This window comes from Afifella sp. H1R (assembly GCF_021462425.1).
GTDB lineage: Bacteria > Pseudomonadota > Alphaproteobacteria > Rhizobiales > Afifellaceae > Afifella > Afifella aestuarii.
In genome coordinates this window covers 1,231,130-1,256,669 of sequence record NZ_JAKEDY010000001.1, presented here as the reverse complement: position 1 = coordinate 1,256,669, position 25,540 = coordinate 1,231,130, and the positions used below count along the sequence as shown (strand labels likewise).

Here is a 25,540-nt window from a genome sequence, read left to right as displayed (position 1 = left end):
CCGTACGCAACCACTCCAACGGACGCCGTGCCAGTCTCTGCCGGCATGCGAGGGTGACATATAAAGGGGCCACCCGTTCTGGACGATTCCTGCCACCCCCTTGGCTGTAGAACCGCCGCCGCCCGATACCGAACGCAGCCGTGTCGACCAGGACACAGCTGCGCCTTCCCATCAAAATGGGTGAATGCATCCTAATATTTATGTAACGGCCTGAGAAGCCGGAATCACGGGATTTCCCGTTTCTGTGCACTTGTTTCATGAATAATATGAATGTGCTGCAGCCTGTCGTGCATGTAGCGAGCTAAGATTCGGGCTATTTTGGGGCACATGCGTGGCGGAAGCGGACGCCACCGGGGCCTTAGGGGCAAAACCATCCGCTTCCACGAAGGAACAGGCCATGGCGGAGGATGCTGCGATCCTCAATGAGGCCCATCTCGACCGGCAGACGATGTACAACGAGGCCTTGAAGGTTGAGATCCTGGCGCTTTTCGTCACCGAGGCGGACCGGCTTTTCAATCAGGTCAAGGAAGCGAAGACCTCTTCTGCACGCGGCGAGAGGGTGCACGCCCTCAAGGGCCTTGCCCGCAATGTCGGCGCCGAAAGACTGGCTTTGGCGGCTGCTCTCACCGAAGAACGGCTGAAAGCGCAGGGCTGCGACCTTGCGCCGCTCGAAGCCGCCGTGCAAGAGGTTGTGCGATATCTCGCCCGAACCTGAGCCAGGGCTCCCTGCGACACGCGGGCACCCGTTTTGTGCCCTTCTTGACATCGCCCGCCGCGTCCCTAAACCCGTGCGGCGCAACACGGATCGATCATGCCAAAAATCACTTTTATCGGTTTGGACGGCGACCGCCACGAGGTGGAAGCCGAAAATGGCTCCACTGTCATGGAAGCCGCTCTCAAGCAGGGCCTCCCCGGAATCGAAGCGGAATGTGGCGGCGCCTGCGCCTGCGCGACCTGCCACGTCTATGTCGCCGAGGAATGGTTCGAGCGCACTGGCTCTCCGGAGCCGATGGAAGAGGACATGCTGGATTTCGCTTACGATGTTCGGCCGACCTCGCGCTTGTCCTGTCAGATCAGAGTTCGTGACGAGTTGGACGGACTCGTCGTCACCATTCCGGAGCGTCAAGCATGACTGGAACGCTTGTTGAAACCGACGTCGCCATCATCGGGGCGGGACCCGTCGGGCTTTTCGCCGTTTTCGAGCTCGGATTGCTCGATCTGAAATGCCATCTGGTCGACATTCTCGATCGTCCGGGCGGCCAGTGCGCCGAGCTCTATCCTGAGAAGCCGATCTACGACATTCCGGGCTGGCCGGAGATTTCGGCGCAGGGCCTCATCGAAAAGCTCATGGAGCAGATCGCTCCGTTCAATCCGGAATTCCACTTCGGCGAGATGGTCTCCGAACTCGAGCGCACCGAAGATGGCGGTTTCATTCTCAGGACCGATGCCGCGACGACGATCAAGGCCAAGGCCGTCGTCGTTGCTGCCGGCGGCGGATCGTTCCAGCCGAAGCGTCCTCCGATCCCGGGCATCGAAGCCTATGAAGGCAGCTCCGTCTTCTACGCGGTGCGGCGCATGGAGGACTACCGCGACCACGATCTCTTGATCGTCGGCGGTGGCGATTCGGCCCTCGACTGGACCTTGAACCTGCATCCGATCGCAAAGAGCGTGACGCTCGTCCACCGGCGCCCGGAATTCCGGGCCGCGCCGGATTCCGTCAACAAGATGTTCGCGCTTCAGGAAAAGCACGAGCTGACGTTCCAGCAGGGGCAGGTGACTGCGCTCAAGGGCGGGGAGGGAAGTCTGGAAGCGGCTGTCCTCAAAACGCCGGATGGGGAGATCGAGGTCTCCTGCACGCGCATGCTGCCGTTCTTTGGACTGACGATGAAGCTCGGCCCGGTCGCGGAATGGGGTCTCAATCTCCACGAAAACCTGATCCCGGTGGATACGGAGAAGTTCCAGTCCTCCGAGCCGGGCATCTTTGCCATCGGCGACATCAACACCTATCCGGGCAAGCTGAAGCTGATCCTCTCGGGCTTCCACGAGGCAGCTTTGATGGCGCAGGCCGCCAAGCACTACATCTCCCCGGACGAGCGCGTCGTCTTCCAGTACACGACGTCTTCGTCGAAACTGCAGAAGAAGCTCGGCGTCATCTGAGACGGTCTGCTGATTGCCGCTGCGGAGCCGGCGATCAGCAGTTTTTTGATTGAAGACAATCGGCGGCTTCGGCCGCCTTTTTTGTGACCTGATCTCTGTTCCGCCGGGTGGCCTTGCCGACCGGGTGGGAAGCCCGCTAGAGGCGCAGCATCAGATTGGCCAGGCGCGAGCGCACCGGCAGAGGCAGGGCGTAATACAAGCGCTTCAGCCGCGGCTTGCCGTAGCCCAGGACGGCGCGCAGGTAGAACCGGCCACGCCGGCTCAGCGGCACGCCGAAATCGTGCACGACGACCTCACCCGTCTCCCATTCGTGCTTGTTGCGGTAGCGTGGTGGCAGCATGTCGTAGCGCGTGATGCCGTTCTGAACGCACCAGCGCAGAACCATCTCCGTCAGCACGTTGCCGGGGCCGAAGCGGCCATATTCCGGCGCGAAGGCTCCGAGAAAGAGGAGGTAATCGCTTCCCAGGCGGTAGGCGATCTCTGTGGCGACGGGGCGGCCTCCGACCGTCAGCCGCGAGGCGGTCATGCCGGTTTTCACACCAGCTCCACCATGGCGTTCGGCGAAGGCTTCCAGGCACTGATTGGTGCGCTCGTCCAGGAATGCGCGGCTTAGGAAGCCTTTCTCCGTCAGCCATGCGCGCTTCATCTCTGTCGCCTCGCGCAGCCATTGCCGCGTCGTCGGACCGTCGGGTGCCACTTCGAGGCGGAGCTCGCCTTCTTCGGTGAGCGCGGCGATGCGCCGTCTCTGGTGGCGTTTGACTTTCCCCTTGCGTCCGGCAAGCGCCGTCTCGACGTCGCCTGAGGTAAGGTCGACGAATGGCGCGCCGTCTTCCTCACCCAGTGCGACTGTCTGAGGCGGCAGCACCGAGGCAAGCGCGGAATCGGCCCGCACGCGCTCCATCAGGATGAGGTCGATGCCGGCTCGCTCGACTTCGGCGAGGGCCGCAGCGAAGAGCGAGGTGGCTTCGTCGTTGTGCTCGACCAGAATGTCTTCGTATTGCGCGATGGGTGCGCCGGCGGTCTGCGCCAGCCGCAATGGGCCGATCTTCCAGAAGGCGAGAGGCCAGATCAGCGCAACCTTACCGTTGCGGCGAACAACGACACATTTGAAGCCGACCTTGGGATCGCTCGCAAAATGCTCCGCCCATATCGCCAGATGCTGCGGGGTTTGGAAAATGCGGCCGCGAGGAGAGGCATCGATCAGTCTTTGCCAATCGGACGTGAGCGACAGCAGCGCGGCCGCGCCTTCCACGATCGTCGCGTCGAGCGCTGGCGCGGTTGTTGGAGCGGGAGGCTCGGCCTGGTCTTCAGATTCCGACTTAACGACGCGTTCCAACGATTGTGCGGTTGACATACGGCTTCCCCCTCCGACGGCCCGAAGGTGAGGGTGAAACGTGAAGATTCCCGAAAAACCGGGCTCGCGGTCCGCTATTTGTTACCGGGCTCGATCGAGCCTGTGATGGCCGGATCGTAGATCGGCAGCGAATCGGAGCCGGCTCTCGCAAATCCCATCGCAGCGACAGGAATAGAGCGTCGCGAGTTCGGATCATAGAGCGAAAGGAGGATGGTCATCTTGCCGTCGCCTGCCGGCTCGGCATTCAGGAGACCTTGCAGCTCGCCGCGCATCAGCTTCAACATGAAGCCTTCGCCGTCGCGCTCGCCGACGATATTGGCACCGTCGCCTTCCGCGCCGTCCATGAAGGAGCCGAAAAAGCGCTTCTGATCGCCATTGTAGCGCAGCTTTGCATAGACCGGGGCGGAGAGTGAACCGGTCCAGCATTTTCCGGTCATGCCGAAGGCCATCATGCTGCGGCTCGGATCACCGTTGAGCGCGCAATGGAAGCGGAGGCCGCTTTCCGGTCCGATCAAAAGACGGCCGCTGCCGCGCCATTCACCCCCGAAGCGCTCCATGAAGGCGACAGCGTCCTCATCGGCCGCTGCGGCCGGCTGAGGGGCAAGCGCAGGGATGCAGATTGCAAGAGCTGCAACGAAAAAAGCGCGCAACATCAATGGCTCCGAATGTGGCGTGGCCTGAACTGACGATCAGCCTAGGAGCCAAATGCCAATCATTCGTTAACCCTACGAGCATTTCGTGGGGATGTTGTCACGACCTCCTGGCGGGAGGCGGAAAACGAAATCAGATCGCCCGCCAGATCCTTGAGGCGGGGTCGCGGCTGCGCCACGAAGGGCACCGGCCGACAAACGTCGAGCGCGGAGAGACCGATGCGGGCCGTCATGAGCCCGTTGACGACGCCTTCTCCGAGCCGCGCGGAGAGGCGCGCCGCGAGGCCCTGGCCCACCACCTGCTGCAGCAGCGTGTCGCCGATGGCGATCGTTCCCGTCACCGCGAGGTGGCTGACGACGGCACCCGTCAGGCGCATCAGACCGATCATTCCTGGTCGGCCGCCGTAAATGGCGGCGACGCGGCGAATGAGGCCGAGACAGGCGATCAACACATAGGCGACGTCGATGAGGGCACGGGGGCTGACGGCCGTGACCACGGAGACGCGCTGCGAGGCGCTCGAGATCGCCTGCTTGGCGCGCTGGTCGAGCGTTGCGACGAGGTCGCGCTCGGCAAGGCGAATGAGGTCGGAACCATCCATGACCGCGCCGAGATGCTCGTTGAGCTGCCGGCGACCCTGCGCCGTATCTGCCCGGTCGGCATATTGATGGATCAGCTCTTTAACGACTTTGCGCGCCTTGTCGGGATCGTTTTCCTCGTAGGCGGCGTCTGCTGTCAGGCGCAGGCGGGCGATCGCCTTGAGGCGCGCGAGCCCGAGGATCTCCCGGCCGACGATGGCGCCGAGCGCGAGAAGAAAAAGACCAAGACAGACGAGGCCGACCCAGCCGAGCCAGTCGGCGCGCGTGAAAAGACTGCGAATGAGATCGTCGATGGCGATGCCGACGGCGAGCGACAGAAGCGCGCCCGCCGAGGCGACTGCGAGCCGACCCCAGCGGATGCCATTCTTCTTCGGCTCGATGATGGTCGAGACGGCCCGGTCCGCATCCGTTTCCTCAGGATCGAGCTCTTCCCAGACCTCCTCTTCGATCTCGGCTTCCCCGGGCTCGTCGAGGCGGAAGGCTTCCGGGGCGCGGCGGGTCTCCGAGGCGGTCATTGCAGCCGGTCTCCGACAAGAAATTGCAGGGCCTGATCGAGGCGTATGTGCGGCAGTGAGAGTTTCAGGCCGGTTTCACTCCGCTCCACCCGGGGCGGGCGGAAGCGCAGATAACGCAGCGCCAGCGTGTCGTCGTGGGCTTCCTCTGCAAGGTCCCTCGGCTTCGACTGGAACTGCCGGGCGGCTTCGAAGATCGATTCCGGATCTTTCGGCAAGTCCCCGGGAAACAAGGCGATTTCGCTTGCGCCGTCATAGACTTCGCCGGCGACTTCTTCACCTTCGAGCGGGACTCCGGCGATCGCTGGAAGCCTGCGGCCGCCACGGGTTACCGTCACCTCGCGGGTGGCGCGGACTGCCGCCATCGGCATGACGCGCACTTCGGCGCCGGCAAATTCCGCGCGTTTCGCAGCCTTGTCCGTCAGGCGTGCGAGCAGGGCACCGAGATTGTCGTGATCGGAGCGATGGACATGGTCGGCCTTCGTCGCCGCAAACAGGATCTTGTCGATCCGGCGGCTCAAGATCGATGTCAGCCAGCTCGCGCGACCCGGCCGGAAGCAGGCGAGGACGTCCGCCAGCGCCTGTTCGAGGTCGCGCAAGGCCGCTGGACCCGCATTGAGGGCGGCGAGCATGTCGACGAGCACGATCTGCCGGTCGAGTCTTGCAAAATGGTTCCGGAAGAACGGCTTCACCACATGCGTCCGGTAGGATTCATAACGACGCGCCATCATGGCGGCGAGGCTGTCCTGCACCGGCTCGCGGTCGGGCGAAATATCGAGCGGCGAAAAGGTGAGGGCGGGCGAGCCTTCGAGATCGCCGGGCATCAAGAAGCGACCGGGTGGCAGCATCGAAAGCGCATATTCGTCGGCACGGGCCGCGCGCAGATACGAGGTGAAGGCGCCGGCGAGCTCCTGCGCCTTCAATTCATCGGCCGGCGCGTCAGGATCGACGCCCTGCAGACGGTGATGCCACTCGGCCGCAAGCTCCTGGCGATGCGGTTCGCGCGACATGGCGACAGCCTCGGCCGACCATTCGCCGTAACTCTTGTTGAGAAGAGCGAGATCGAGAAGCCATTCGCCCGGATAATCGACGATGTCGAGATCGAGACGGCCCGGCCCGAAGGTCCGTTTCCAGGTGCTCGCCGATTCGTATTCCAGGGTGACGCGCAGTTCGCTGATGCGTCTCGTCGAACGCGGCCAGATGCGGGCATCGACCAGATTGCGCACATGCGATTCGTAATCGAAACGCGGGACGGCGTCGTCGGGCTGCGGCTGCAGCTTGGCTCCGGCGAGCCTGCCAGAGGCGTAGGCGTCGAAGAGCGGAAGCCGGCCGCCGTGGATTAGATTGTGAACGAGTGCGGTGATGAAGACCGTCTTGCCGGCGCGCGACAGGCCGGTGACGCCGAGCCTCAGGGTCGACGGGCCGCCGAGCACGCCTTCCAGGAGATTGTCGAACGCATATCTGGCTTCGTCGGCGAGGGTGATGATGGATGCCACTGAGGTTCAGGCTCGTTTTGCGCGCTTTATATGGGCAGAGGCGGTCGCTGGTGCAAAGCGTGCCATCACGACGTCAGATCGGCCGGCCTGACATATCCCGTCAGGCGTCCCGAGCCCGTTTTCAGTTCCGCCCAGGGCGCGTCGAATTCCAGGATCGAGAGGGTGCCGCTCGGATATTTCACCGCAAGACGCGCCATGTCGTGCGAGGCTCCATCTCCTGCAAGGCTCAAGGCCGCTTCATAGGTCATCGGGTTGTGGCCGACGAGGAGACAGCACTCGGCCTCGCCCGCCTCGTCTCGGAGAACCGCCTGATAATCGCTGCCATTCTCTTCATAGAGAATTTCCGGAAAACGCACGTCTTCCGGAAGCTGCAGGCTTTTGGCGACGAGTTCGAGCGTTTCGCGGGTGCGCTTGGACGGGGAGCACAGCACCAGATCAGGCGCCAACCCCTCCGCAGCCATAAAGGCGCCCATCGCCTCGGCGGCTTCGCGGCCACGCGCATTGAGCGGGCGCTCGAAGTCCGTGCGGGCGCCGGAATGCCAATCCGACTTGGCGTGACGTAGGAGGAGCAATTTCGGCATCATTGCGACTTAGACGAAACGCGGAGGCAGGGGCAAGCATCACCTCGTTCATGGTGCGGCGTCTATTGTCGCGCAGCCGCAGTTTCGCTTGCGTCCGTATCTGGCGCATCCGTGACGAGACGGTAGTCGGCGAGCTCTTCCGGAGTGAAGAGATAAAGCTGGTTCTTCGGCGTTTCCATGGCGTGGATCCAGACGCGCGGGTCGACGCCGAAATCGATCAAGAGGGCCTGGGCTTCGGCGGAAACCCGCTGTGCCTGATCGAATCCATCGGAGAGCGAACCGAGCGCATCTGCGCCCTTCATCGCGTAGATCTGGTGAACGCCGATCCAGGCCTTCTTGCCGGCATGGCGTTCAACGCCTGATGCAAAAACGAGGGGGCAGGAGGAGGCGCAATACCCCTCTGTGGCAATCCGGGTGTTGAATTCATGCTCGCGGATCTGGCGGGCCATCGACATGGCGTCGGCGACCGAGCCGCCCGGCGAGTGAAGCAAGACCTCCGTCCCTGCGGCGAACTCATTGTCCTGGAGGAAGCGCTCGAATTCTCCGGCACTGCCGGGAACGATCGTGCCTTCCATGGAGATCGTCTCGTCATTGAGTGCGCGGAAGCGAACCGGTTCGGCCTCCTCGAAACTGCGGGGAGGTTGCCGCCTCGGTACTCCGTCGCGATCGGGGGAGACCGGCCGCGTCTGAGGCAGATAGGGGCGGACCTGATCGCCGGGAGCGGGCCGCGGCATCGTGACCGGCTCTCTCGCCGGATTGACGAAAGGATCGGCACGACGTTCCTCGACGATCGATTTCAGATCGAAGCCGACCATTGCCACGGAAAGTGCCACGAGGCCGAAGAAGACGCCTTTGAGGATCGTGCCTTCCGGCAATTGCCGGATGCGTTCCGCAAACCCGGTCTCGGGCACGACGGCTTCGCCTGCGTTCGAGGGCTCAGGAGGTGACATTGCCGTGGCCGCCGTGCTGCGAGGGTGCTCCGCCTTTCGGTGTCAGAGTGGTGATGTTGCGCGGTTCTGTCGTCTCGGTGTCGCGGGTGGGCACAGCGTTCCCTTCCGCCCGTGCGAAAACGGCCGGCTCGGCCGCTCGGGCGGGGTCGGCGGCACGCATGCGCTCGTAAAGCCGCATGGCCACGAGCATGTCTCCGGCAGTCATGGCGTGTTCGTCGACGTCGGGGTCTTCGTGATGGCGGATTGCGCCGTGCACCGCGACGAGCATCAGGACGAGGACGGCCGGCAAAAGGTCGATGGAGATCGCGCCCGCCCAGGAGGGCAGGAAGTCGCTCGCGTAAAGCAGGACCGCTTCAGGCGTCGATAAAGGCACGAAACGCTTCGGCTGGACGGGCGGCTCGGAGAGGATGTTGTCGGCCGCCGTGGCGAGCGCCGCCGATTGCGCCTGTACGGCCTGCGCCACATTGCCGACGACCGCCGTCTGGCGCTGGCGAAGGTCCGCATCATCGCCGTCGGCCACGGGGGCGATGAAAGACAGCGACAGATCCTCTGCAGCCCGTTTCACGGCGGGGGCGACCGAGGTCTGCTGCAAAGATGCGATGACGCCGGCCAGCGACACGGCCTCTTCGGCGAAGGAATTCGCCCGCGGATCGATCGGTCCGGAGGCCGAGACCAGACGGCGCATCGAGGCGAGATGCTCGCTGCCCTGATCGAACAGGCTTTTCACACGTTCGCGCGACGCCGCCACCTCATCGGCAAGGCCGCGCAATTGCTGGGACATCTGGTTGAGAAGCTGGACCACCGTTCCGGAGCCTGAGGTGCCGGTGAGCGCGCCGGATGAACGCTCTTCATCGGCGAGGCGCGAGAACCTTTCGGCGGCCATCTGGATGTCGGGCAGAAGCGATTGGGCCGCGAGCGCATTGTTGTGCGCCGCGTCGAGATCCTGCGTGTAATCCTCGACCGTGTTCGCGAGGTGCTGTTCCAGCGCCGCTGAACCTGCGAGTGCCGCGGCGTTCAGCCAGGACGACATGGCGACGATCATGATCGAGCCGATGCCCATCGCGGCCCATAGAGCCCGCCGGCCGCCGCGTTCTCGCATGAGAGGCAGGAAGCGCATGAGATAGGTCCAGAAGGCGTAGATGCCGACGGAGACCGCCGCCGAATAGATGATCGCCCCGAAGAAGACGATCGAGGCGGAGCCGTCCAGGAGCCCGCGCACACCCAGATAGGTGTAGACGCCGGAGGCCAGCGCCAGGACGGCGAGGGTGACCTTGGTGGTGAGTTCGAGGCGGTCGATGCTTTCGCGCAGAGCTCGCGCCATGCGGCTTCCCCTTTGTCGCAAAATAGACGGTGCCGCATATTCCGGCCGAGGGCCCGTGCGACGCGAACGAAACGTGTTCTGTGGCTGCGGTTTATCTGGGGCCGAAGAGGATCGGCTTCCAGAGCTGGTGGAACAAACGCTCCATCGGCGCCCTCCAGCGCATTCGCCGCAAGCTTTCGATTTGCCAGGCAGGGGGTTGCGGCAGTAGGAGCTGCCTTAAAAGAACGCAAAGCTGCCGGCTGCCGCGCAAAGAGGCAATCCAGACCGATGGCGCCAGCCGCAGATGAGGTGAGACGATGACGATCGGTGCCCAACCGCATGCCGAGAGCTGGTACGCCAGCAAGGAAGAAGGGCCGGTCTTCCCGGTCCTGGAAGGAGAAGAGGACGTCGAGACCGTGGTCGTCGGCGGCGGTCTTGCGGGCATCACCACTGCGTTCTGCCTTGCGCGTATGGGCAAGAGCGTTGCTCTTCTGGAGGCGAACCGGGTCGGCTGGGGTGCCTCCGGCCGCAATGGCGGCTTTGTCTCGCCAGGCTATGCCCAGTCGATCTTCGCCGTCGAAGCCAAGCTCGGTCTTCCGAAGGCCAGAACGCTGTTCAACATGGGGCGGGCCGGGACGCAGTTCGTGGCGGAACGGCTCGACGAGTTCGGGCTGCAGCATCTCGTCGGCGGTCGCGGCTGGCTCAAATGCGTGCGCTATCCGGCTGAAGACGCGCTGAAAGAGCGCGCGGAACGGATGGCGCGGGATTATGGCGTTCATTACCAGGTGTGGCCGCGCGAAGCGGTGCGCGAGACGCTTGAGACCGACCGTTATTTCGGAGCGCTTCACGATCCGGAACCGTTTCATCTCGACCCGCTCGCCTACAGCCGCGCTCTCTCTGTCGCCGCAGCCGACAGCGGGGCCAGAATCTACGAGGCGAGCCCGGCGACCGGCCTGTCGCGCGAAAACGGCGGCTGGCGCGTCACCACGCCCAAGGGGACGCTTCGCGCGCGCCACGTCGTGCTTGCCGGCAATGCGACGCAGGTCGGCCTCTATCCGCCGCTCGAACACGCCGTCCTGCCGGTCTCGACCTACGTCGTCACCAGCGAACCTCTGGGCGACCGCCTCGACAAGGCGATCCATTTTTCCGGCTGCATCGGCGATACGCGCCGGTCGAGCGACTACTACCGAATCGTCGGCTCTGGCGACGATCGCCGTCTCCTGTGGGGCGGACGCATCACCACGGCGCGCAGCGAGCCGAAAGAGCTTGCGCGAATGCTGACACGGGACATCTTGTCGATTTATCCCCAACTCGGCGCATTCCGCATCGAATATGCCTGGGGTGGCCTCATGGGCTATCAGCGCAACAAAATGCCGGTCATCGGGCTCCTGGCAGGCGCCCGCGATGCCGGTCTTTGGGGCGTGACGGCATTCGGTGGCCATGGCATGGGGGCGACCGCTACGGGCGGCAACCTCATTGCCGCGGCGATTGCCTCAGGCGACGAGAGCTGGCGGGTGTTCGAGCCGTTCCTGCCGGCCTGGATCGACCGTCTCGTCGGTGGCCGCAACATCTTCGGGCAGGCCGCGACGCAATTGGTCTATTGGCAGCTGCGCCTCATGGACCGCTGGCAGGAATCCCGGGGCAGATTGTGAAAATGTCAGGCGGCGCGGGCGCGCTGACCGGGGATCTTTGGCGGCTGGGTGCGCGCCGGCCTCTCGGACTGGGGCGGGAGTTTTTTTCCGTTCGGAGCTGGCGTCTTGAAGACGAGGCCGGCCTCGGAACTCAAGCGGGCCGTGGCGAGAGCCGCGAGCTCGACGCGCAGGAGATTCGCGAAAGCCCGACGTTGCGCGTCCAGACGTTCGAACTCGGCTTCGCTCGTCACCATGCGCCGCACGGCGCGAAGCGTCGTGATATAGGTTCGTGCGGCCTCGTTGAGGGCCGTGCCGTAGGCCTTGGCTGCGAGCTTTCTTCCCGCCCGCAAGGCCGCGCGCTGCTGCGCGATCGCATCCGTGACCATCGCTTCGGCTACAGCCATGGCGTGCAAATGAGCCGCAGAAGAGTTCGCCTGATTGTCCATAAAGGGAGAATGCCGATGACACGGTTAACGTCAGGTTAGCCATGGGCTTTGACCCTACGTCATATCAAAGGTTCATATTCGAACGCTTGCACGCCAGTGGTCTTGACCGTATAGGGCACGCCAATGGCACACGCGGCACTGCGGGGAAGACCGATGGTGTTGGAGGCAGAGAAAATCTATTCGCCAAGCGAAGATGAGCCGTTCATGAACGAGCGCCAGCGCGAATATTTCCGTAAGAAGCTGCAGGCCTGGAAAGAGGAGATTCTGGCCGAGAGCCGGGAGACTCTGCAGGCTTTGCAGCAGGAAAACCAGAATCATCCCGATCTTGCGGATCGGGCATCGTCGGAGACGGACCGCTCGATCGAGCTCCGTGCCCGCGACCGGCAACGCAAGTTGATCGCCAAGATCGATGCTGCGCTGCGGCGGATTGAGGATGGGAGTTACGGATTTTGTGAAGAAACCGGCGAACCGATCAGCCTGAAGCGGCTCGACGCCCGGCCGATCGCCACTTTGTCGGTCGAAGCGCAGGAACGTCATGAGCGTCGGGAAAGGGTTTACCGCGACGACTGAGGTCTGGGCGGAGACGGATTTTTCTTCGAAGGCATGAGAATCAAACACCCGGCTGAGTGATCAGCCGGGTGTTTATGTTTTGGATTGCGCGACAGCGCGGGCACCCTTGCGGGCGTCCAGGGCTCAACGGTTCTTCAGATCGCCTGTCAGCTCGCCCAAAAGGCGCGCCATCTCGTCTTCGAGCTGTTCCTGCTCCGACGCCCATTTGCGCTTCGGCTCGAAGGCCACGACGCTCGCCGATTCGTCGTTTTCAAGATTGGCGGTCGAGCGACGCTCCCGCTGATTCTCGTCGCTTTTCTGACCTGGGATCTCTCGCATCTCTGACGGGGCGGAGAGGGGGGCTGACGCGATCGCAGGCGCTTCCGGTTCGAGCCTTGTTTCGATGCGATCGTCGTCCCGGTGGATTTCCGGCGCTGTTGCCGTCACCGAGATGTCGTCGCCGCCGCTTTCGGCCTTCGAAACCGTCTCAGGTTTTGCTGGTGAAACGCCCGGGCCTTCCGGTTGCGCACCCGCCGTCACCTGTTCGCTCGCGGGAATGCGCGCCGTCACATGGTCGGACAGTGCGCTTTCCAGCTGACTTGCGATGTCTGCAATCGTCGTTGGCTGCGGACGTTCATCTCTTGGGCTTTGGGCATCTCTCGGGCTTTGTGCATCTCTCGGGCTTTGTGCATCTCTCGGGCTCTGGGCCTCGGTCAGTCCGACAGGAGTGCCTTCCCCTTTTTCTCCGGCCAAGGAAATCGTCGGCCAGGTCACATGAGCGGTGGTCGTCTGTGCCTCTCCCTGATCCTCGTTGAGGGCAGGGGGAACGTTGAGCGCGGAGCGGTCTGCTCCAGCCGGTCTCGCATCGGCCGCGTCGCTGCGCTGGGCCGCGATCTCGCCGAAAGCCTCGCCGATTTCCTCTTCAAGCGAGCGGGTATCGGGCTGCGACGTCTCGGTCTTGGCCGGGGCGACCTCTTCGGTTGCTTCCTTCGAAACCCGGCGGATGTTCTGGAAGAAGCTGACGGTCGCCTTTTCGATCGCTGCGGTTTCCTGAGGGGTCGCCACCAGCTCCGGTTTCGGGTCGGCCGGTTCCTGCTCTGCCGGTTCCAGGTCGGCGGATGCTCTGCTGACTGGAGCTTTGTCCTGCTGCGGGACAGCACGCTTTGCAAACGGAAGGGTGTTGGAGGGCGCCTGAACCGCCGGCGTCTCGTCCGGCACCGGCTGTCCCGGTTTCGGGGCGGGACTGAACAGACCCGAAAGCATCCGCGCCCTGAGTGCCGGCGGCATGTCGCCGAAGGGTGTCTCTTGCGCGGCCTTGGTTTCGTCTTTCGAGGCGCCTGCCGGGAGGGTCTGGGCCGGCGCATTCCTTGTCTCGCGGTCTTTCGCTTCGGACGCGTCATGACGCGGCTCTGCCCTGGCGTCCGCGGTCCTGCTTGAAAGCTCTGCCGAGGAGGGAGCCGGGCTGTCGTCCTCGTCCATTCCGAAGCGATAGGCCTCAGGCACGGCACGCCTCGTGCGAACCGGTTCCGTCTCAGCTTCCGGAACCTCTGCCGCCTCTGGGCGTGGCCTCGAAAGATTCGGCGCAAGCGGCGCTGCCTGCGCAACGCCATGCCCGGGACCGTGTTCGGGGCCATGTCCGGGCCCATCTCCTGAGGTTCGCCCGAGGGCGGGCGATGGGGCGCGGGATTCGGCCGGGGAAACAGGAAGCTGCCCCATCGGCTGCGGTGCACTCGATGTGGGGGGATATTCGCCACTGGTTGGTGCGGGCGGGCGATGCGACGCTTGGTAGTCTGGCATCTGCGGAGCAACCGAAGGACCGCCTGGCCGTCGGGGTGTCGGCTGAGCCGTCGGCCGGCCGCGCACGATCTGCGATTCGACGACGATGTCCGCCGGGCCGCCGATCATCACGAGATGTTCAACCTGGTCGCGCCGGATCAGCAGCAGGCGGCGCTTCTGGTCGACGGCGTGCGTTTCCATGACCTGCAGCCGGGAAACCCGCTGCGCACCGGCGCCGCGCCCCGGAACGATGCCGCGCCGGGTGATCCAGACGACAAGTCCCAGGATGACGAGAAGGACGGCTATGGCGAGGAGAATGGGGCCCGCAAATGCCCCTGTTGAAAGATCGGTTAAACCGCGCATGGACGCCTCCTTGACTTACGCTACACTCAACCCACGCGGTCGATATGGCACGATAGCCCGGATATTAAGGCTTTTCAAACGAAGCTGTGCCTTGCGAGTCAGTTGCGAGCTCTCGTCAAGGCTGTCACAAGTCACGCAAAGGCCTGCGGCGTGGTTCGCCGAATCGGCTAATCTCACTTAATGGCCGTAACCAGCGATCCCATGGCAGACAGGCAGAGCACCGAGGCTGCAGAAGCCGGAGAGCGGCGCGACAGCATGATTCGTATTTTCCTCTTGTCGCTCGGACTTCTCGTCGTGGCAGGCTCTTACCTCTTCGTCCCGCCGGAATGGACCGATACCGTTGTGCTCGTGTGCCTCGGTATCCTTTCAACCGTCGGCGTCATGTGCCTGTTCATGGCGGCCGGGGGCCTCATCCGCTTCGTGCGCTCCCGGGTCGCCGACGCGCGCGTGCCGGGTCTTCCCGAACAGCTCTTCGAGGCGATCGGCGAGGGTGCCCTGATCGCCGACAGCGCTGCGGGCGCCATCAAGGCCAACCGTGCCTATTATCGCCTCTATGGTGAGGAGAGCGGCGATCTGCGCTCCATCGAGCGGCTTTTCGCGGAAAGCCCCGATGCTTCGGAGGCGATCTATCGGCTTTCCGGAGCCGCCGAAAAAGGCCGTCGGGCGATGGAAGAGATCCGCATGCCGGGCGGGATCGGCGGGCAGTCCGGCTCGGCGCGCTGGTACCGGGTCAAGGTGAACCCGATTGCCGGACGCCCGGAGCTCGCTTTGTGGCTCATCTCCGACATCACGCGCGAGCGGGAGCATCAAGAGAACATTTTTCAGGAACTGCAGAACGCGATCGATTATCTCGATCACGCTCCCGCAGGTTTCTTCTCCATGCAGCCGGACGGCCGCATCCGATATGTCAATGCCACCCTGGCGGAGTGGCTCGGCATCGATCTTGCGGATTTCGAGCCGGGGGCGGCAGAGATCGGCGATTTCGTCACGGCCGAGAGCCTCTCGGTTCTGGAGGCTTCGGGTCAGCGCGGCGAAACCGCGACGGAGCGGCTCGAAATCGACCTCGTTCGGGCGAACGGGACACGCAAGCCCGTGCGTCTGCTGCACCGCGTGCCGGTTTCGGCCGACGGCACAGTGGGCGCCTCACGCACGCTCGTTCTGGAAGTGGGGCTTGCCGACGGGGATGCCGGGCTTGCGGCCGAACGGCGGTTCACGCGCTTCTTCAACAACACGCCGATGGCGATCGCCTCCGTCGACCATAGCGGAGCGATCAATCTTTCGAATGCGCGGTTCCTGAAACTCTTCCGCAAGAGCGGTCCCGCCCGCATCGAGCTGACGAGCGTGGTGAAGGCCGCCGACCGCCCTGCGCTCAAGGCCGCCCTCCATGCGGCGATCAACGGGCAGAGCGATATTTCTCCGGTCGACGCGCAGTTTGAGAGCGACGAGGAAAGAAGCGCGCGCTTCTTCGTCAGCCCGATCGTCGAAGGCGAACCCGGCGAGGACGCGGCGATCGTTTATGCGCTTGAGACGACCGAGCAGAGGGCGCTCGAGGCGCAGTTCGCGCAGAGCCAGAAGATGCAGGCGGTCGGACAGCTCGCCGGTGGCATCGCGCATGACTTCAACAATGTGCTGACCGCCATCATCGGCTTTTCCGACCTGCTTTTGTCGAACCATCGGCCGTCCGACCCGGCGTTCGAAGACATTATGAACATCAAGCAGAACGCCAATCGTGCCGCGGGTCTGGTGCGGCAGCTCTTGGCGTTCTCCCGCCGGCAGACGCTGCAGCCGCGCGTCATTCGCCTCGAAGAAGTGTTGTCGGATCTCACCGTGCTGCTGGATCGCCTCCTCGGGGAGACCGTCGAGCTCAAGACGGATCACAAGAGCGGGCTGTGGCCCGTCAAGGCGGACCTCAACCAGCTGGAACAGGTGGTGGTCAATCTCGCCGTCAATGCGCGCGACGCCATGCCGAACGGCGGCATGCTTACGATCCGCGCCAGCAATCTGGAGGAGGCCGAGAGCCATCGCTTCCGCCAGGACGGATTCCGGCCCGCCGATTATGTGCTGATCGAGATCACCGACACCGGCACCGGCATGACGCCGGAGGTGATGGAAAAGATCTTCGAACCGTTCTTTTCGACGAAGGAGATCGGCAAGGGAACCGGCCTCGGCCTTTCCACGGTCTACGGCATCATCAAGCAGACGGACGGATTCATCTTCGTCGACAGCGAGCTTGGAAAAGGCACGACCTTTTCGCTGCTTCTCCCGCGCTACGTGGCGGAGCGGGAAGCGGAGGAGGAGGTGGCCTCGCCCAAGTCCGAGCCGACCGATCTCACCGGCAGCGCCACGATCCTTCTCGTCGAGGACGAAGAGGCCGTGCGCGCCTTCGCCTCTCGCGCGCTCGCTGCGCGCGGCTACGAGGTGCACGAGGCCGCGTCCGGACCGGAGGCGCTTCGCATCATGAAGGACATGGACGGCGCCATCGATCTCGTCGTGTCCGACGTCGTCATGCCGGAGATGGACGGGCCGACGCTTCTGAAAGAGCTGCGCAAGACCAATCCCGCCTTGAAGATCATCTTCGTCTCCGGATATGCCGAGGACGCTTTCGCACGGCATCTGCCCGAGAACGAGGACTTCCACTTCCTGCCGAAGCCGTTCTCGCTCAAGGATCTGGCGATCACGGTGAAGCGTGTCCTGCAGCCTTAACGGGCGGAAAGGTGCCGGGCGGAGGCCGTTCGATTGGATGGGGGCGGATAGGGTGAGCTGACGTTCTCCCTTGCCTGTTCATATGTTTTCGGCGAATCCGCCGGCCGAGAGGTGTGTCACATGCGTTTTCCCGAGCGTCTCCTTCAGGGCTATCAATCGTTCCGCGATGGCCGGCTGCCCATCGAGCAGCATCAATATGCCGAGCTCGCAGAGGTTGGGCAGAGCCCGGAGATCATGGTCATCGGCTGCTGCGATTCGCGGGTTTCGCCGGAAGTCATCTTCGATGCCCGGCCCGGCGAACTTTTCGTGGTCCGCAATGTGGCCAATCTCGTGCCGCCTTACTCTCCGTCGGCTTCGCAGCACGGTGTTTCCTCGGCGATCGAATTCGCCGTCGAGGCTTTGAAGGTGAAGCACATCGTCGTTCTCGGACATGCCCGCTGCGGCGGCATTCGGGCTTTCGCCGACGACGAGGTTGGCCCGCTTTCCCCCGGCGACTTCATCGGCAAGTGGATGTCTTTGATCGCACCTGCCGCCGAAGAGCTCGGCCCGCGCGATGCGGCGCCTCTCGACGACTACCTGCAGCGGCTCGAGCAGGTGTCGGCGGTGAAGACACTCGACAATCTGATGACGTTTCCGTTCGTGCAACGGCGCGTGGAAGAGGGCTCGCTCCAACTCCATGCGGCCTATTTTGCCGTCGCGACCGGACTTTTGATGGTGCGGCGTCCAGACAGCGATGTCTTCGAGCCCGTAGGTGCCGCAGCGCCGGGAAAGTAGGCTTTCCGGCGCGCCTCTTTTGGCCCATCGAGAGGGGATCCGGCGGTGTTGACGCTATAGAACAAATAGAGTACGAAATTCTCTGAGGAGCGGGTGGTCATCCGCTGAACTTTAGAGGATAGTCCGATGGCGAATCCGTTGCGCGTAGTCGAAGGAGGCAAAGAATCCATGGATCGAACCAAGGCTCTGGACGCTGCTCTCAGCCAGATCGAGCGCTCCTTCGGCAAGGGGTCGATCATGCGGCTCGGCCAGGAGGGACAGGTCGTGGAAGTTGCCACGATCCCGACTGGTTCGCTCGGACTTGATATCGCGCTCGGGGTCGGCGGTCTGCCGCGCGGGCGTGTGGTCGAGATCTACGGGCCGGAATCCTCGGGCAAGACGACGCTGGCGCTGCACACCGTGGCGCAGGCGCAGAAGAAGGGCGGCATCTGCGGCTTTATCGATGCCGAGCATGCGCTCGATCCGATTTATGCGCGCAAACTCGGCGTCAAACTCGATGATCTCCTGATTTCGCAGCCGGATGCCGGCGAGCAGGCACTCGAAATTGCCGATACGCTGGTGCGGTCTGGCGCCATAGACGTGCTTGTCGTCGATTCGGTCGCGGCCCTTACGCCGCGGGCCGAGCTCGAAGGCGAGATGGGCGATTCGTTGCCCGGCATGCAGGCGCGGCTGATGAGCCAGGCGCTCAGAAAGCTGACGGCCTCGATCTCGCGCTCGCATACGATGGTCATTTTCATCAATCAGATCCGCATGAAGATCGGCGTCATGTTCGGCAGCCCGGAAACGACGACGGGCGGCAATGCCTTGAAGTTCTATTCCTCCGTGCGCCTCGATATTCGCCGGATCGGTGCCATCAAGGACCGCGACGAGGTCGTGGGCAACCAGACCCGGGTCAAGGTGGTGAAGAACAAGCTCGCGCCGCCGTTCCGGGAGGTTGAGTTCGACATCATGTATGGCGAAGGCATTTCCCATACTGGCGAGCTGCTCGATCTCGGGGTGAAGGCCGGGATCGTCGAAAAGTCCGGATCCTGGTTCTCTTACGACAGCCAGCGTCTCGGTCAGGGCCGGGAAAACGCGAAGAACTTCCTGCGTGAAAACGAGGACGTCGCCAACGCCATTGAAAAGGCGATTCGCGAGAATGCCGGTCTCATCGCAGACGAGCTTCTGGATGGCCCGCGCCAGGAGGACGAGGGCGGCAAGGCGGCGAAGGCCTGAGTTTTGTCTGCCGTTCGTCCTCTTGGCTTCGCCCGTATCGGCGAGCCGGCGGGATGAACGAGAGGGATCTCTTCATCAAGATGTCTTCATAAGGAAAGCCCGCTTCTGGCGGGCTTTCTGGTTTTTGGGCTATTGCATCTTCGGTCTTTCCGGTTTCGGCTTAGACCCATGTGATGGGCCGCGATGCCGCGGTTGTTTCTCTCCCCGGGGTGCGGGCTCTTCGGGCTGCTTCCGAGGGGCGGACCGTCCGGAATGTCACGAGAGGTCGGGCGCGGCCGATGGACGCCGATGTTTGCGGCTGGTCGGCTTCTCAAGGGACGAGAGCGGGCATTTGCGGCGTCGTCTCGGACTGACGCGTGAGTTGCACGGCTTGCGGCGTTTCGATGTCGTTTGGCGCCGGGTCGAGCCATGTGGACAGTTCTCTGGCCCATCGCTAAAACCACCGCCTGCGGGCTTTCGGTGATCCGGTGACGGTGGTGACCCGACGACAGCCCGGAAATTCCATTACTTCGGTGCCGGCCGTAGATGTTCGGTGGCCATGAGGTCCAACCACAGGTGTTTCGCCAGATGATCGGCGTCAACGAGATCCGCTCTGCGTTCCTCGACTATTTTTCCAAGCACGACCACGAGATCGTCGCTTCCGGCCCGCTCGTGCCCCGCAACGACCCGACCTTGATGTTCACCAATGCGGGCATGGTCCCGTTCAAGGACTTCTTCACGGGGCGGGCGAAGGCACCGTATCAGCGCGCAGTCACCTCGCAGAAATGCGTGCGGGCGGGCGGCAAGCACAACGATCTCGACAATGTCGGGTATACGGCGCGCCATCACACCTTTTTCGAGATGCTCGGGAATTTTTCCTTCGGGGATTATTTTAAGGAGCGCGCGATCGAGCTTGCCTGGAACCTCGTCACCAAGGAATTCGGGCTCGACCCGAAGCGGCTTCTCGTCACCGTCTATGCCGACGACGAAGAGGCGTTCTCGCTGTGGCGCAAGATTGCGGGTCTGCCTGAAGAAAAGGTCATCCGCATCGCGACCTCGGACAATTTCTGGCAGATGGGCGAGACGGGACCCTGCGGCCCCTGTTCGGAGATTTTCTACGATCACGGTGCCGAGATCCCCGGAGGGCCTCCGGGCTCGCCCGACGAGGATGGCGACCGCTTCATCGAAATCTGGAACCTCGTCTTCATGCAGTTCGAGCAGGTGGCGGGCGGAGAGCGCCACGACCTTCCGCGGCCGTCGATCGATACGGGCATGGGGCTCGAGCGAATCGCGGCCGTTCTGCAGGGCGTGCACGACAATTACGATATCGACCTCTTCCGGCATCTGATCGAGGCCGTGGAAGGGGCGACGCGCGCCAAGGCGACGTTGGAGAACCGTGCGAGCCACCGCGTGATCGCCGATCATCTGCGGGCGACAAGCTTTTTGATCGCAGACGGTGTGCTGCCGTCGAACGATGGGCGGGGCTACGTGCTGCGGCGCATCATGCGGCGGGCGATGCGGCACGCGCATCTTCTCGGGGCCGAGGAGCCGGTGATCTATTCGCTGGTCCCGACGCTCATGCGCGAGATGGGGGGCGCCTATCCGGAGCTGATGCGCGCGGAGGCTCTCATCACCGAGACGATCCGTCTGGAGGAGAGCCGTTTTCAGCGTACGCTGTCGCGCGGGCTGAGCCTTCTCGACGAGGCGGCGGGCTCGCTTCACAAAGGCGACATGCTCGACGGCGGGACCGCCTTCAAGCTCTATGACACGTATGGATTTCCGCTCGACCTGACGCAGGATGCGCTCAAGAACCGCGGCATCAGCGTCGATCTCGCCGGCTTCAACGATGCGATGGAGCGCCAGCGCGCCGAGGCCCGGGCAAGCTGGGCCGGATCCGGCGAGGCGGCGACGGAAGAAGTCTGGATGGCGCTCAAGGAAGAGCATGGCGCCACGGAATTCCTCGGCTACGGCACGGAAACGGCGGAGGCCGTCACCCTTGGTTTCGTCAAGGAGGGTGAGCGCGTGTCCGAGCTCGATGCCGGCGATGCGGGTGCGGTGGTGGTCAACCAGACGCCGTTTTATGGCGAATCGGGCGGCCAGGTCGGCGACACCGGCGTCATTCGCAGCGAGGCGGGCGGCGTCTTCCGCGTGGAGGATACGCAGAAGAAGGCGGACGGGCTTTTCGTGCATTTCGGGCGGATGGAGGAGGGCAGGCTCTCCGTCGGCGACAATGTCCGCATGATCATCGAAGGCAAGCGCCGTACGACGATCCGTGCCAACCACTCGGCGACGCATCTTCTGCACAAGGCGCTGCGTGACACGCTCGGTCCGCATGTGGCTCAGAAGGGGTCTCTCGTGGCTCCTGACCGGCTGCGGTTCGATTTTTCGCATCCGAAGCCGATGAGCGAGGAGGAGCTGCGGCTCGTCGAGGACCGTGCCAATGCCGTCATCTTGCAGGATGCGCCGGTGACGACGCGGCTGATGGATCGCGAAGCAGCGATTTCCGCCGGGGCCATGGCGCTCTTCGGCGAGAAATACGGCGATGAAGTGCGGGTCGTCTCCATGGGCACGGAAGTCGGCGAGAATGGCGACGAGACGAAACCCTATTCGGTGGAGCTTTGCGGCGGCACCCATGTCGGCGCGACGGGCGAAATCGGCCTCGTAAAGGTGTTGAGCGAGGGGGCGGTCGCCGCGGGCGTGCGCCGCGTCGAGGCTCTGACGGGCGAGGCGGCACGCCGCTATCTCGCCGAGCAGGACAGGCGCGTGAAGGATCTCGCCGGTCGTCTCAAGGTGCGCCCGGAAGAGCTTGTCGAGCGTGTCGATGGTCTCATGGAAGAGCGGAGGCGGCTCGAACGCGAGCTCGCGGAAGCGAAGAAGCAGCTGGCCATGGGCGGCGGCAAGGCGGGCGCGGAGCCCGTCAGAGAAATCGGCTCAATCAAGCTGATGGCGCGCCTCGTCGAAGGCGTCGCGCTCAAGGATCTGCGCGGCATCGTCGATGAGGGCAAGCAGGCCGTCGGATCCGGCGTCGTCGCCATCGTGGGTGTCAACGACGGCAAAGCGGGTCTCGCCGTCGGCGTCACGAGCGATCTGACGGACACGTTCAACGCCATCGACCTGGTGCGGCTCGGGTCTGAGGCCCTGGGCGGCAAAGGCGGTGGCGGGCGCCCGGATATGGCGCAGGCCGGTGGTCCGGATGCCGGCCAGGCCGAAGCCGCACTCGCGGCGATCACCGCGCGGGTCGAAGAACTCGCGGCATAGGCCTGTTTTGTTAAAAGGGCGGGCGCGGCGCCGTTGAAGATCTCCGCCCCGTCTTTCAGGCTGTTGTCGTCAGGCTATTTGTGGCGGCGGTTTTCGGCGATTTGCCGAAGACCTTCCTGATCGACGATCGTCACCTTCTGGCGCCCGCTCTTGACGAAGCCTGCTTCTTCCCATGAGCTCAAGAGCCGGCTGACCGTGTGAAGCGTGGTGCCGGTCATCTCCGCAATGTCCTGGCGGGTGATGGGGAAATCGATTTCCACGCCGTCTTTGGTCGGGCGTCCGGCCTGTTCGGTGAGGCGCAGAAGCGCCTGTGCCACGCGCTGCTCGACCTGTTGGGTGGCCATCTCCACGACACGGGCCTGCGTTTCCTGCAGGCGGGCGCCGACCGTGCGCGAGGCGTTGTCGGCAAAGGCCGGAAAATGCGCCGCAAAATCGGCCCAGAGATGGGTCGGCCAGGTCAGCACCACGCAATCGACGGCGGCCACGGCGCTGGCGGGATAGGATTTGCGGCCAATCGCCGGCGCGATGCCGAAGAGCTCTCCGTCGTTGATGTAGCGGGTGATCACCTGGTCGCCGCCGGGCGTGGTGCGGACCACGCGCACATGGCCGTTCAGGAGAAGGTGGAAGGAATGCGCCTCCGCCTCCTGCTCGAAGATCGTCGTCTCGCGGGGATAGCGGGCGGAGCGAGCCGTTTTGAGGATGACGTCGAGATCATCCGGCTGCAGCCCTGCAAAGAGCGGCAGATCCTGGATGAGCGATCGATCGAGAGCGGGCAAACAGGTCTCCCTCGCAAACCGCGGAACGCAGTGCCGGTCTCCGTTCTAAACGGCTTGAGCGGCTGAGGAAAAGCGGTTCGCGAAGAAGTTCTGCCGCATCGGAAGACAATGCGGGGCAGGCGAGGGGAACACAGCTCGTTTGACGGCCTCACGGTGTCGCGTGTCGGCGTCGTCCCCACAGGATCGGTGCGTAGCGAAGCGCGAAGGCGAGAAAGGCGAGGCTCCAGACGACGCCGCCGAGCGTGATGAGCGCGGCATAGAGGCTGATCGCGAAGGTCGCGGCGATTCGGAGGACGGCGCCTAGGCTGACGGCTCCATAGAGCGCCCGCGTCCAGCGGTCCGCGTGGATCGCGCGGCCCGTATGGCCGAGGCTTGCGCGCGTCATGATGGCGAGCGTCATGGTGCCGATCGCGCCGGCCGTCAAAGCATGAATGGCGGCGCTCTGCGTGATGAGCGTCGGTGCAAGAATGGAGCCGCCGACGAGGACGAGCGAGATTGCGAGCCAGAGATAGCCGAGATGCAAGACGAGGACTATCGGCTCGCCGAAGGTGGCGTGTCCGCGCCAGCGCGACAGGCGCAGACCGAGAAGGAGGCCTGCCGCGAGCCAGAGGATGCCGGTCACGAGGGCATAGGGGAAGATGACCCAGGCGGGGATGGCCGCAAGCGTTGCGAGGAGGGCGATCTTGTCGATCCGGCCGAAAGGCGCGGGCAGGCTTTTGTCGCCATTCTTTACGAGCCAGTTGCGGGTGAAGCTCGGAGTTACGCGGCCGCCGATGAGGGCGATGAGAAGCGCGATAAGGCCGAGTGCCAGACGCACGGCGTAGCCGGAGGAGATGAACCCTGCGGTTTCTGCATGGAAAAGCGCGTTGGCGAGCGCGAACACGGAAAGAATGACGGCGACCGGCATGTTCTTCCAGTTCTTGCCGGCAACGACTTCGCGGACGATGGCAAATGCAAGTGCCAGGGGAAAGGCGAGGTCGAGCGCAAACGCGAGTGCAGGCATGGCCACGAAGGCTGAGGCGATGCGCCCGAGAAGCCAAAGCGCGATGAGGCCGAGCAACGGTTTTCCGCTCAAAGGGAGGCGGCCCGTCCAGTTGGGCACAGCCGTCAGAATGAAGCCCGCGATGATGGCGCCGACATAGCCGAAGATCATCTCGTGCTCGTGCCAGGAGAGCGCGTCGAAGGGACCGGCAGGGCTGCCGCCTGCAAAATACATCCACAGCCAGAAGGGGATGGCGAGGCCAGCGAAGAGGGTGCCGGCGAAAAAGAAGGGCCGGAAACCGTACGACAGGATGGGGGCGACGTCGAGGCTGCGGCCGCGCGTGTCTTTGTTGCTGACGCCCCCCGCCCGTTCGCGCCGCGGAACGGAACGGTCGATGAGGGTGGCGTTAATCCTGTCGGTGATCGGGCACATGATCGTCTCTCGCTTGCTTGCGCCAAGACTAGCGGGAGCGGACAGAACGTCTTTGCGCTTCGGCAAATTGCGGAAGGGGAGGTCGGATCGGACAGGGAGCCCTCACGACGACCTCTCGCCGCTCTCTCAGTTGGTCGCGCCGAGGCTTCCTTCGGCGGGAGCCGCCTGACGCTCCAGATAGGTTCGAGGCGGCGTGCCGAGAACGCGCTTGAACATCGTCGTGAAGGCGGCCGGATTGTCATAGCCGAGATCGATCGCGACGGCCGTCACGGCCTCGCCGGCGGCCAACCGCGGCAAGGCCGCCATCAGACAGGCCTGCTGGCGCCAGGCGACGAAACTCAAGCTCGTCTCACGGCGAAAAAGGCGGGTGAAGCTCCGCCGCGACAGGCCGAGAGCTTCGCTCCATTCATCGATCGTGCTGTGCGGCGTCGGATGAAGCAGGAAGGTGCGGCAGAGCCGCAGCAAAGGGTCGGTCTTGGGCAGCGGGAGCGACAGCGGCAAGGCCGGCAGGCGGTGCATTTCGTGTTCGACGAGCCGCATGAGCGCGGCGTCCCGCTCGTCGAGCTCGCCGTGCCGCGGCAGTGCCACCGCTTCGGCGAGGAGGTTGCGCATGAGGGGCGAGATGCCGACGACCTGACAGCGGGCCGGCATCGCTTCGGCGGCCTCGGGGAGGAGATAGAGGCTCTGGATCTTCACTCGACCCAGCATGTGAACCTCATGGACCACCTGGGGTGGGATCCACATGCCGCGCTCGGGCGGCATCACCCAGGCTCCGTCGCGGGTGACCATCATCACGACGCCGGTCGAGCCGTAGAGGAGCTGGCCTCTGCGATGATTGTGCGGCGCGATGATCTGGCCGTCCCGATACTCGGTGCCGAGAGCGATCACGCGGCGCGGAATGTCATCCGCGAAAGGGAGAAGGGGAGGATTTTTCAAGATCGTGGCCCAGTCTCGTAGGACAATGACCCTAATGCGGTGGCGGGCCGCCGTCGATGGGGCTTGCTAGGCGGTCTCCCCAGAAGCCGGCAGTCGCCGGCTGAAATCCGCACAGGCTCGAAA

At 63.9% G+C, this 25,540-nt stretch carries 22 protein-coding genes; 10 read left to right on the top strand and 12 right to left on the bottom strand.

The annotated features are described in order from the left end of the window. Positions 1–397: 397 nt before the first annotated feature. The 3 genes from L0F51_RS06015 to L0F51_RS06005 all read left to right on the top strand — a co-directional run bounded on the left by L0F51_RS06015 (position 398) and on the right by L0F51_RS06005 (position 2,157). Positions 398–715, top strand: coding sequence for an Hpt domain-containing protein (locus L0F51_RS06015; RefSeq protein WP_234628344.1), 318 nt, complete (start codon positions 398–400; stop codon positions 713–715). Positions 716–811: 96 nt separating this feature from the next. After that, positions 812–1,132 carry a 2Fe-2S iron-sulfur cluster-binding protein gene (locus tag L0F51_RS06010; protein ID WP_234628343.1) on the top strand — a complete coding sequence of 107 codons (321 nt, stop codon included), beginning with the start codon at positions 812–814 and terminating at the stop codon, positions 1,130–1,132. Further along, positions 1,129–2,157 carry an NAD(P)/FAD-dependent oxidoreductase gene (locus tag L0F51_RS06005; protein WP_234628342.1) on the top strand — a complete coding sequence of 343 codons (1,029 nt, stop codon included), beginning with the start codon at positions 1,129–1,131 and terminating at the stop codon, positions 2,155–2,157. The genes L0F51_RS06010 and L0F51_RS06005 overlap by 4 nt, the downstream gene beginning before the upstream one ends. 136 nt (positions 2,158–2,293) lie before the next feature. Here L0F51_RS06005 and L0F51_RS06000 read toward each other — a convergent pair whose 3' ends face one another. The 7 genes from L0F51_RS06000 to L0F51_RS05970 form a co-directional block, all read right to left on the bottom strand. Next, the gene (locus L0F51_RS06000; protein WP_234628341.1) at positions 2,294–3,511 is read right to left on the bottom strand and encodes a GNAT family N-acetyltransferase; all 1,218 of its coding nucleotides are present in this window, start codon (positions 3,509–3,511) and stop codon (positions 2,294–2,296) included. A gap of 74 nt (positions 3,512–3,585) precedes the next feature. Then, positions 3,586–4,164 carry a hypothetical protein gene (locus L0F51_RS05995; RefSeq protein ID WP_234628340.1) on the bottom strand — a complete coding sequence of 193 codons (579 nt, stop codon included), beginning with the start codon at positions 4,162–4,164 and terminating at the stop codon, positions 3,586–3,588. 59 nt (positions 4,165–4,223) lie between these two features. After that, positions 4,224–5,273, bottom strand: coding sequence for a YcjF family protein (locus tag L0F51_RS05990; RefSeq protein WP_234628339.1), 1,050 nt, complete (start codon positions 5,271–5,273; stop codon positions 4,224–4,226). Beyond that, entirely contained in the window at positions 5,270–6,766 is a 1,497-nt protein-coding gene (locus L0F51_RS05985) for a YcjX family protein (protein ID WP_370642317.1), read from the bottom strand. The genes L0F51_RS05990 and L0F51_RS05985 overlap by 4 nt, the downstream gene beginning before the upstream one ends. 65 nt (positions 6,767–6,831) lie before the next feature. Beyond that, positions 6,832–7,338, bottom strand: coding sequence for a histidine phosphatase family protein (locus L0F51_RS05980; RefSeq protein ID WP_234628338.1), 507 nt, complete (start codon positions 7,336–7,338; stop codon positions 6,832–6,834). 71 nt (positions 7,339–7,409) lie between these two features. Then, positions 7,410–8,297, bottom strand: coding sequence for a hypothetical protein (locus tag L0F51_RS05975; RefSeq protein ID WP_234628337.1), 888 nt, complete (start codon positions 8,295–8,297; stop codon positions 7,410–7,412). Beyond that, entirely contained in the window at positions 8,284–9,618 is a 1,335-nt protein-coding gene (locus L0F51_RS05970; RefSeq protein ID WP_234628336.1) for a hypothetical protein, read from the bottom strand. The genes L0F51_RS05975 and L0F51_RS05970 overlap by 14 nt, the downstream gene beginning before the upstream one ends. A 296-nt stretch (positions 9,619–9,914) precedes the next feature. Between L0F51_RS05970 and L0F51_RS05965 the strand changes: the two genes are divergently transcribed. Continuing rightward, entirely contained in the window at positions 9,915–11,249 is a 1,335-nt protein-coding gene (locus L0F51_RS05965) for an FAD-binding oxidoreductase (protein ID WP_234628335.1), read from the top strand. 5 nt (positions 11,250–11,254) lie between these two features. Here L0F51_RS05965 and L0F51_RS05960 read toward each other — a convergent pair whose 3' ends face one another. Further along, the gene (locus tag L0F51_RS05960) at positions 11,255–11,632 is read right to left on the bottom strand and encodes a hypothetical protein (RefSeq protein WP_234628334.1); all 378 of its coding nucleotides are present in this window, start codon (positions 11,630–11,632) and stop codon (positions 11,255–11,257) included. Positions 11,633–11,827: 195 nt separating this feature from the next. On the opposite strand from L0F51_RS05960, the gene dksA reads away from it, so the two are divergent. Then, a complete protein-coding gene (gene dksA, locus L0F51_RS05955) occupies positions 11,828–12,244 on the top strand; it encodes an RNA polymerase-binding protein DksA (RefSeq protein ID WP_092811269.1) in 417 nt (138 codons plus the stop codon). Positions 12,245–12,367: 123 nt separating this feature from the next. Here the strand turns inward: dksA and L0F51_RS05950 are convergent, their stop codons facing one another. After that, a complete protein-coding gene (locus tag L0F51_RS05950) occupies positions 12,368–14,209 on the bottom strand; it encodes a hypothetical protein (protein ID WP_370642371.1) in 1,842 nt (613 codons plus the stop codon). On the opposite strand from L0F51_RS05950, the gene L0F51_RS05945 reads away from it, so the two are divergent. The 5 genes from L0F51_RS05945 (at position 14,135) to alaS (ending at position 22,291) form a co-directional block, all read left to right on the top strand. Further along, positions 14,135–14,341 carry a hypothetical protein gene (locus tag L0F51_RS05945; RefSeq protein ID WP_234628332.1) on the top strand — a complete coding sequence of 69 codons (207 nt, stop codon included), beginning with the start codon at positions 14,135–14,137 and terminating at the stop codon, positions 14,339–14,341. The genes L0F51_RS05950 and L0F51_RS05945 overlap by 75 nt on opposite strands. Positions 14,342–14,542: 201 nt before the next feature. Next, a complete protein-coding gene (gene cckA, locus L0F51_RS05940; RefSeq protein ID WP_370642316.1) occupies positions 14,543–17,065 on the top strand; it encodes a cell cycle histidine kinase CckA in 2,523 nt (840 codons plus the stop codon). Positions 17,066–17,185: 120 nt separating this feature from the next. After that, a complete protein-coding gene (locus L0F51_RS05935) occupies positions 17,186–17,839 on the top strand; it encodes a carbonic anhydrase (RefSeq protein ID WP_234628330.1) in 654 nt (217 codons plus the stop codon). A gap of 126 nt (positions 17,840–17,965) precedes the next feature. Beyond that, positions 17,966–19,054 (top strand): recombinase RecA, encoded by a 1,089-nt coding sequence (gene recA, locus L0F51_RS05930; RefSeq protein WP_128291660.1) that lies wholly within the window; start codon positions 17,966–17,968, stop codon positions 19,052–19,054. A gap of 567 nt (positions 19,055–19,621) precedes the next feature. Continuing rightward, complete coding sequence (alaS, locus tag L0F51_RS05925) at positions 19,622–22,291, top strand: alanine--tRNA ligase (protein WP_234629354.1); 2,670 nt, start codon at positions 19,622–19,624, stop codon at positions 22,289–22,291. A gap of 74 nt (positions 22,292–22,365) precedes the next feature. Here the strand turns inward: alaS and L0F51_RS05920 are convergent, their stop codons facing one another. From L0F51_RS05920 to L0F51_RS05910, 3 genes are all read right to left on the bottom strand, one after another. Next, positions 22,366–23,067 (bottom strand): Crp/Fnr family transcriptional regulator, encoded by a 702-nt coding sequence (locus L0F51_RS05920; RefSeq protein WP_234628329.1) that lies wholly within the window; start codon positions 23,065–23,067, stop codon positions 22,366–22,368. A gap of 148 nt (positions 23,068–23,215) precedes the next feature. Beyond that, positions 23,216–24,481, bottom strand: coding sequence for an NnrS family protein (locus tag L0F51_RS05915; RefSeq protein ID WP_234628328.1), 1,266 nt, complete (start codon positions 24,479–24,481; stop codon positions 23,216–23,218). 126 nt (positions 24,482–24,607) lie between these two features. Next, on the bottom strand, positions 24,608–25,417 hold the full coding sequence (locus tag L0F51_RS05910; protein ID WP_234628327.1) for a helix-turn-helix domain-containing protein: 810 nt from the start codon (positions 25,415–25,417) through the stop codon (positions 24,608–24,610). Positions 25,418–25,540 lie beyond the last annotated feature (123 nt).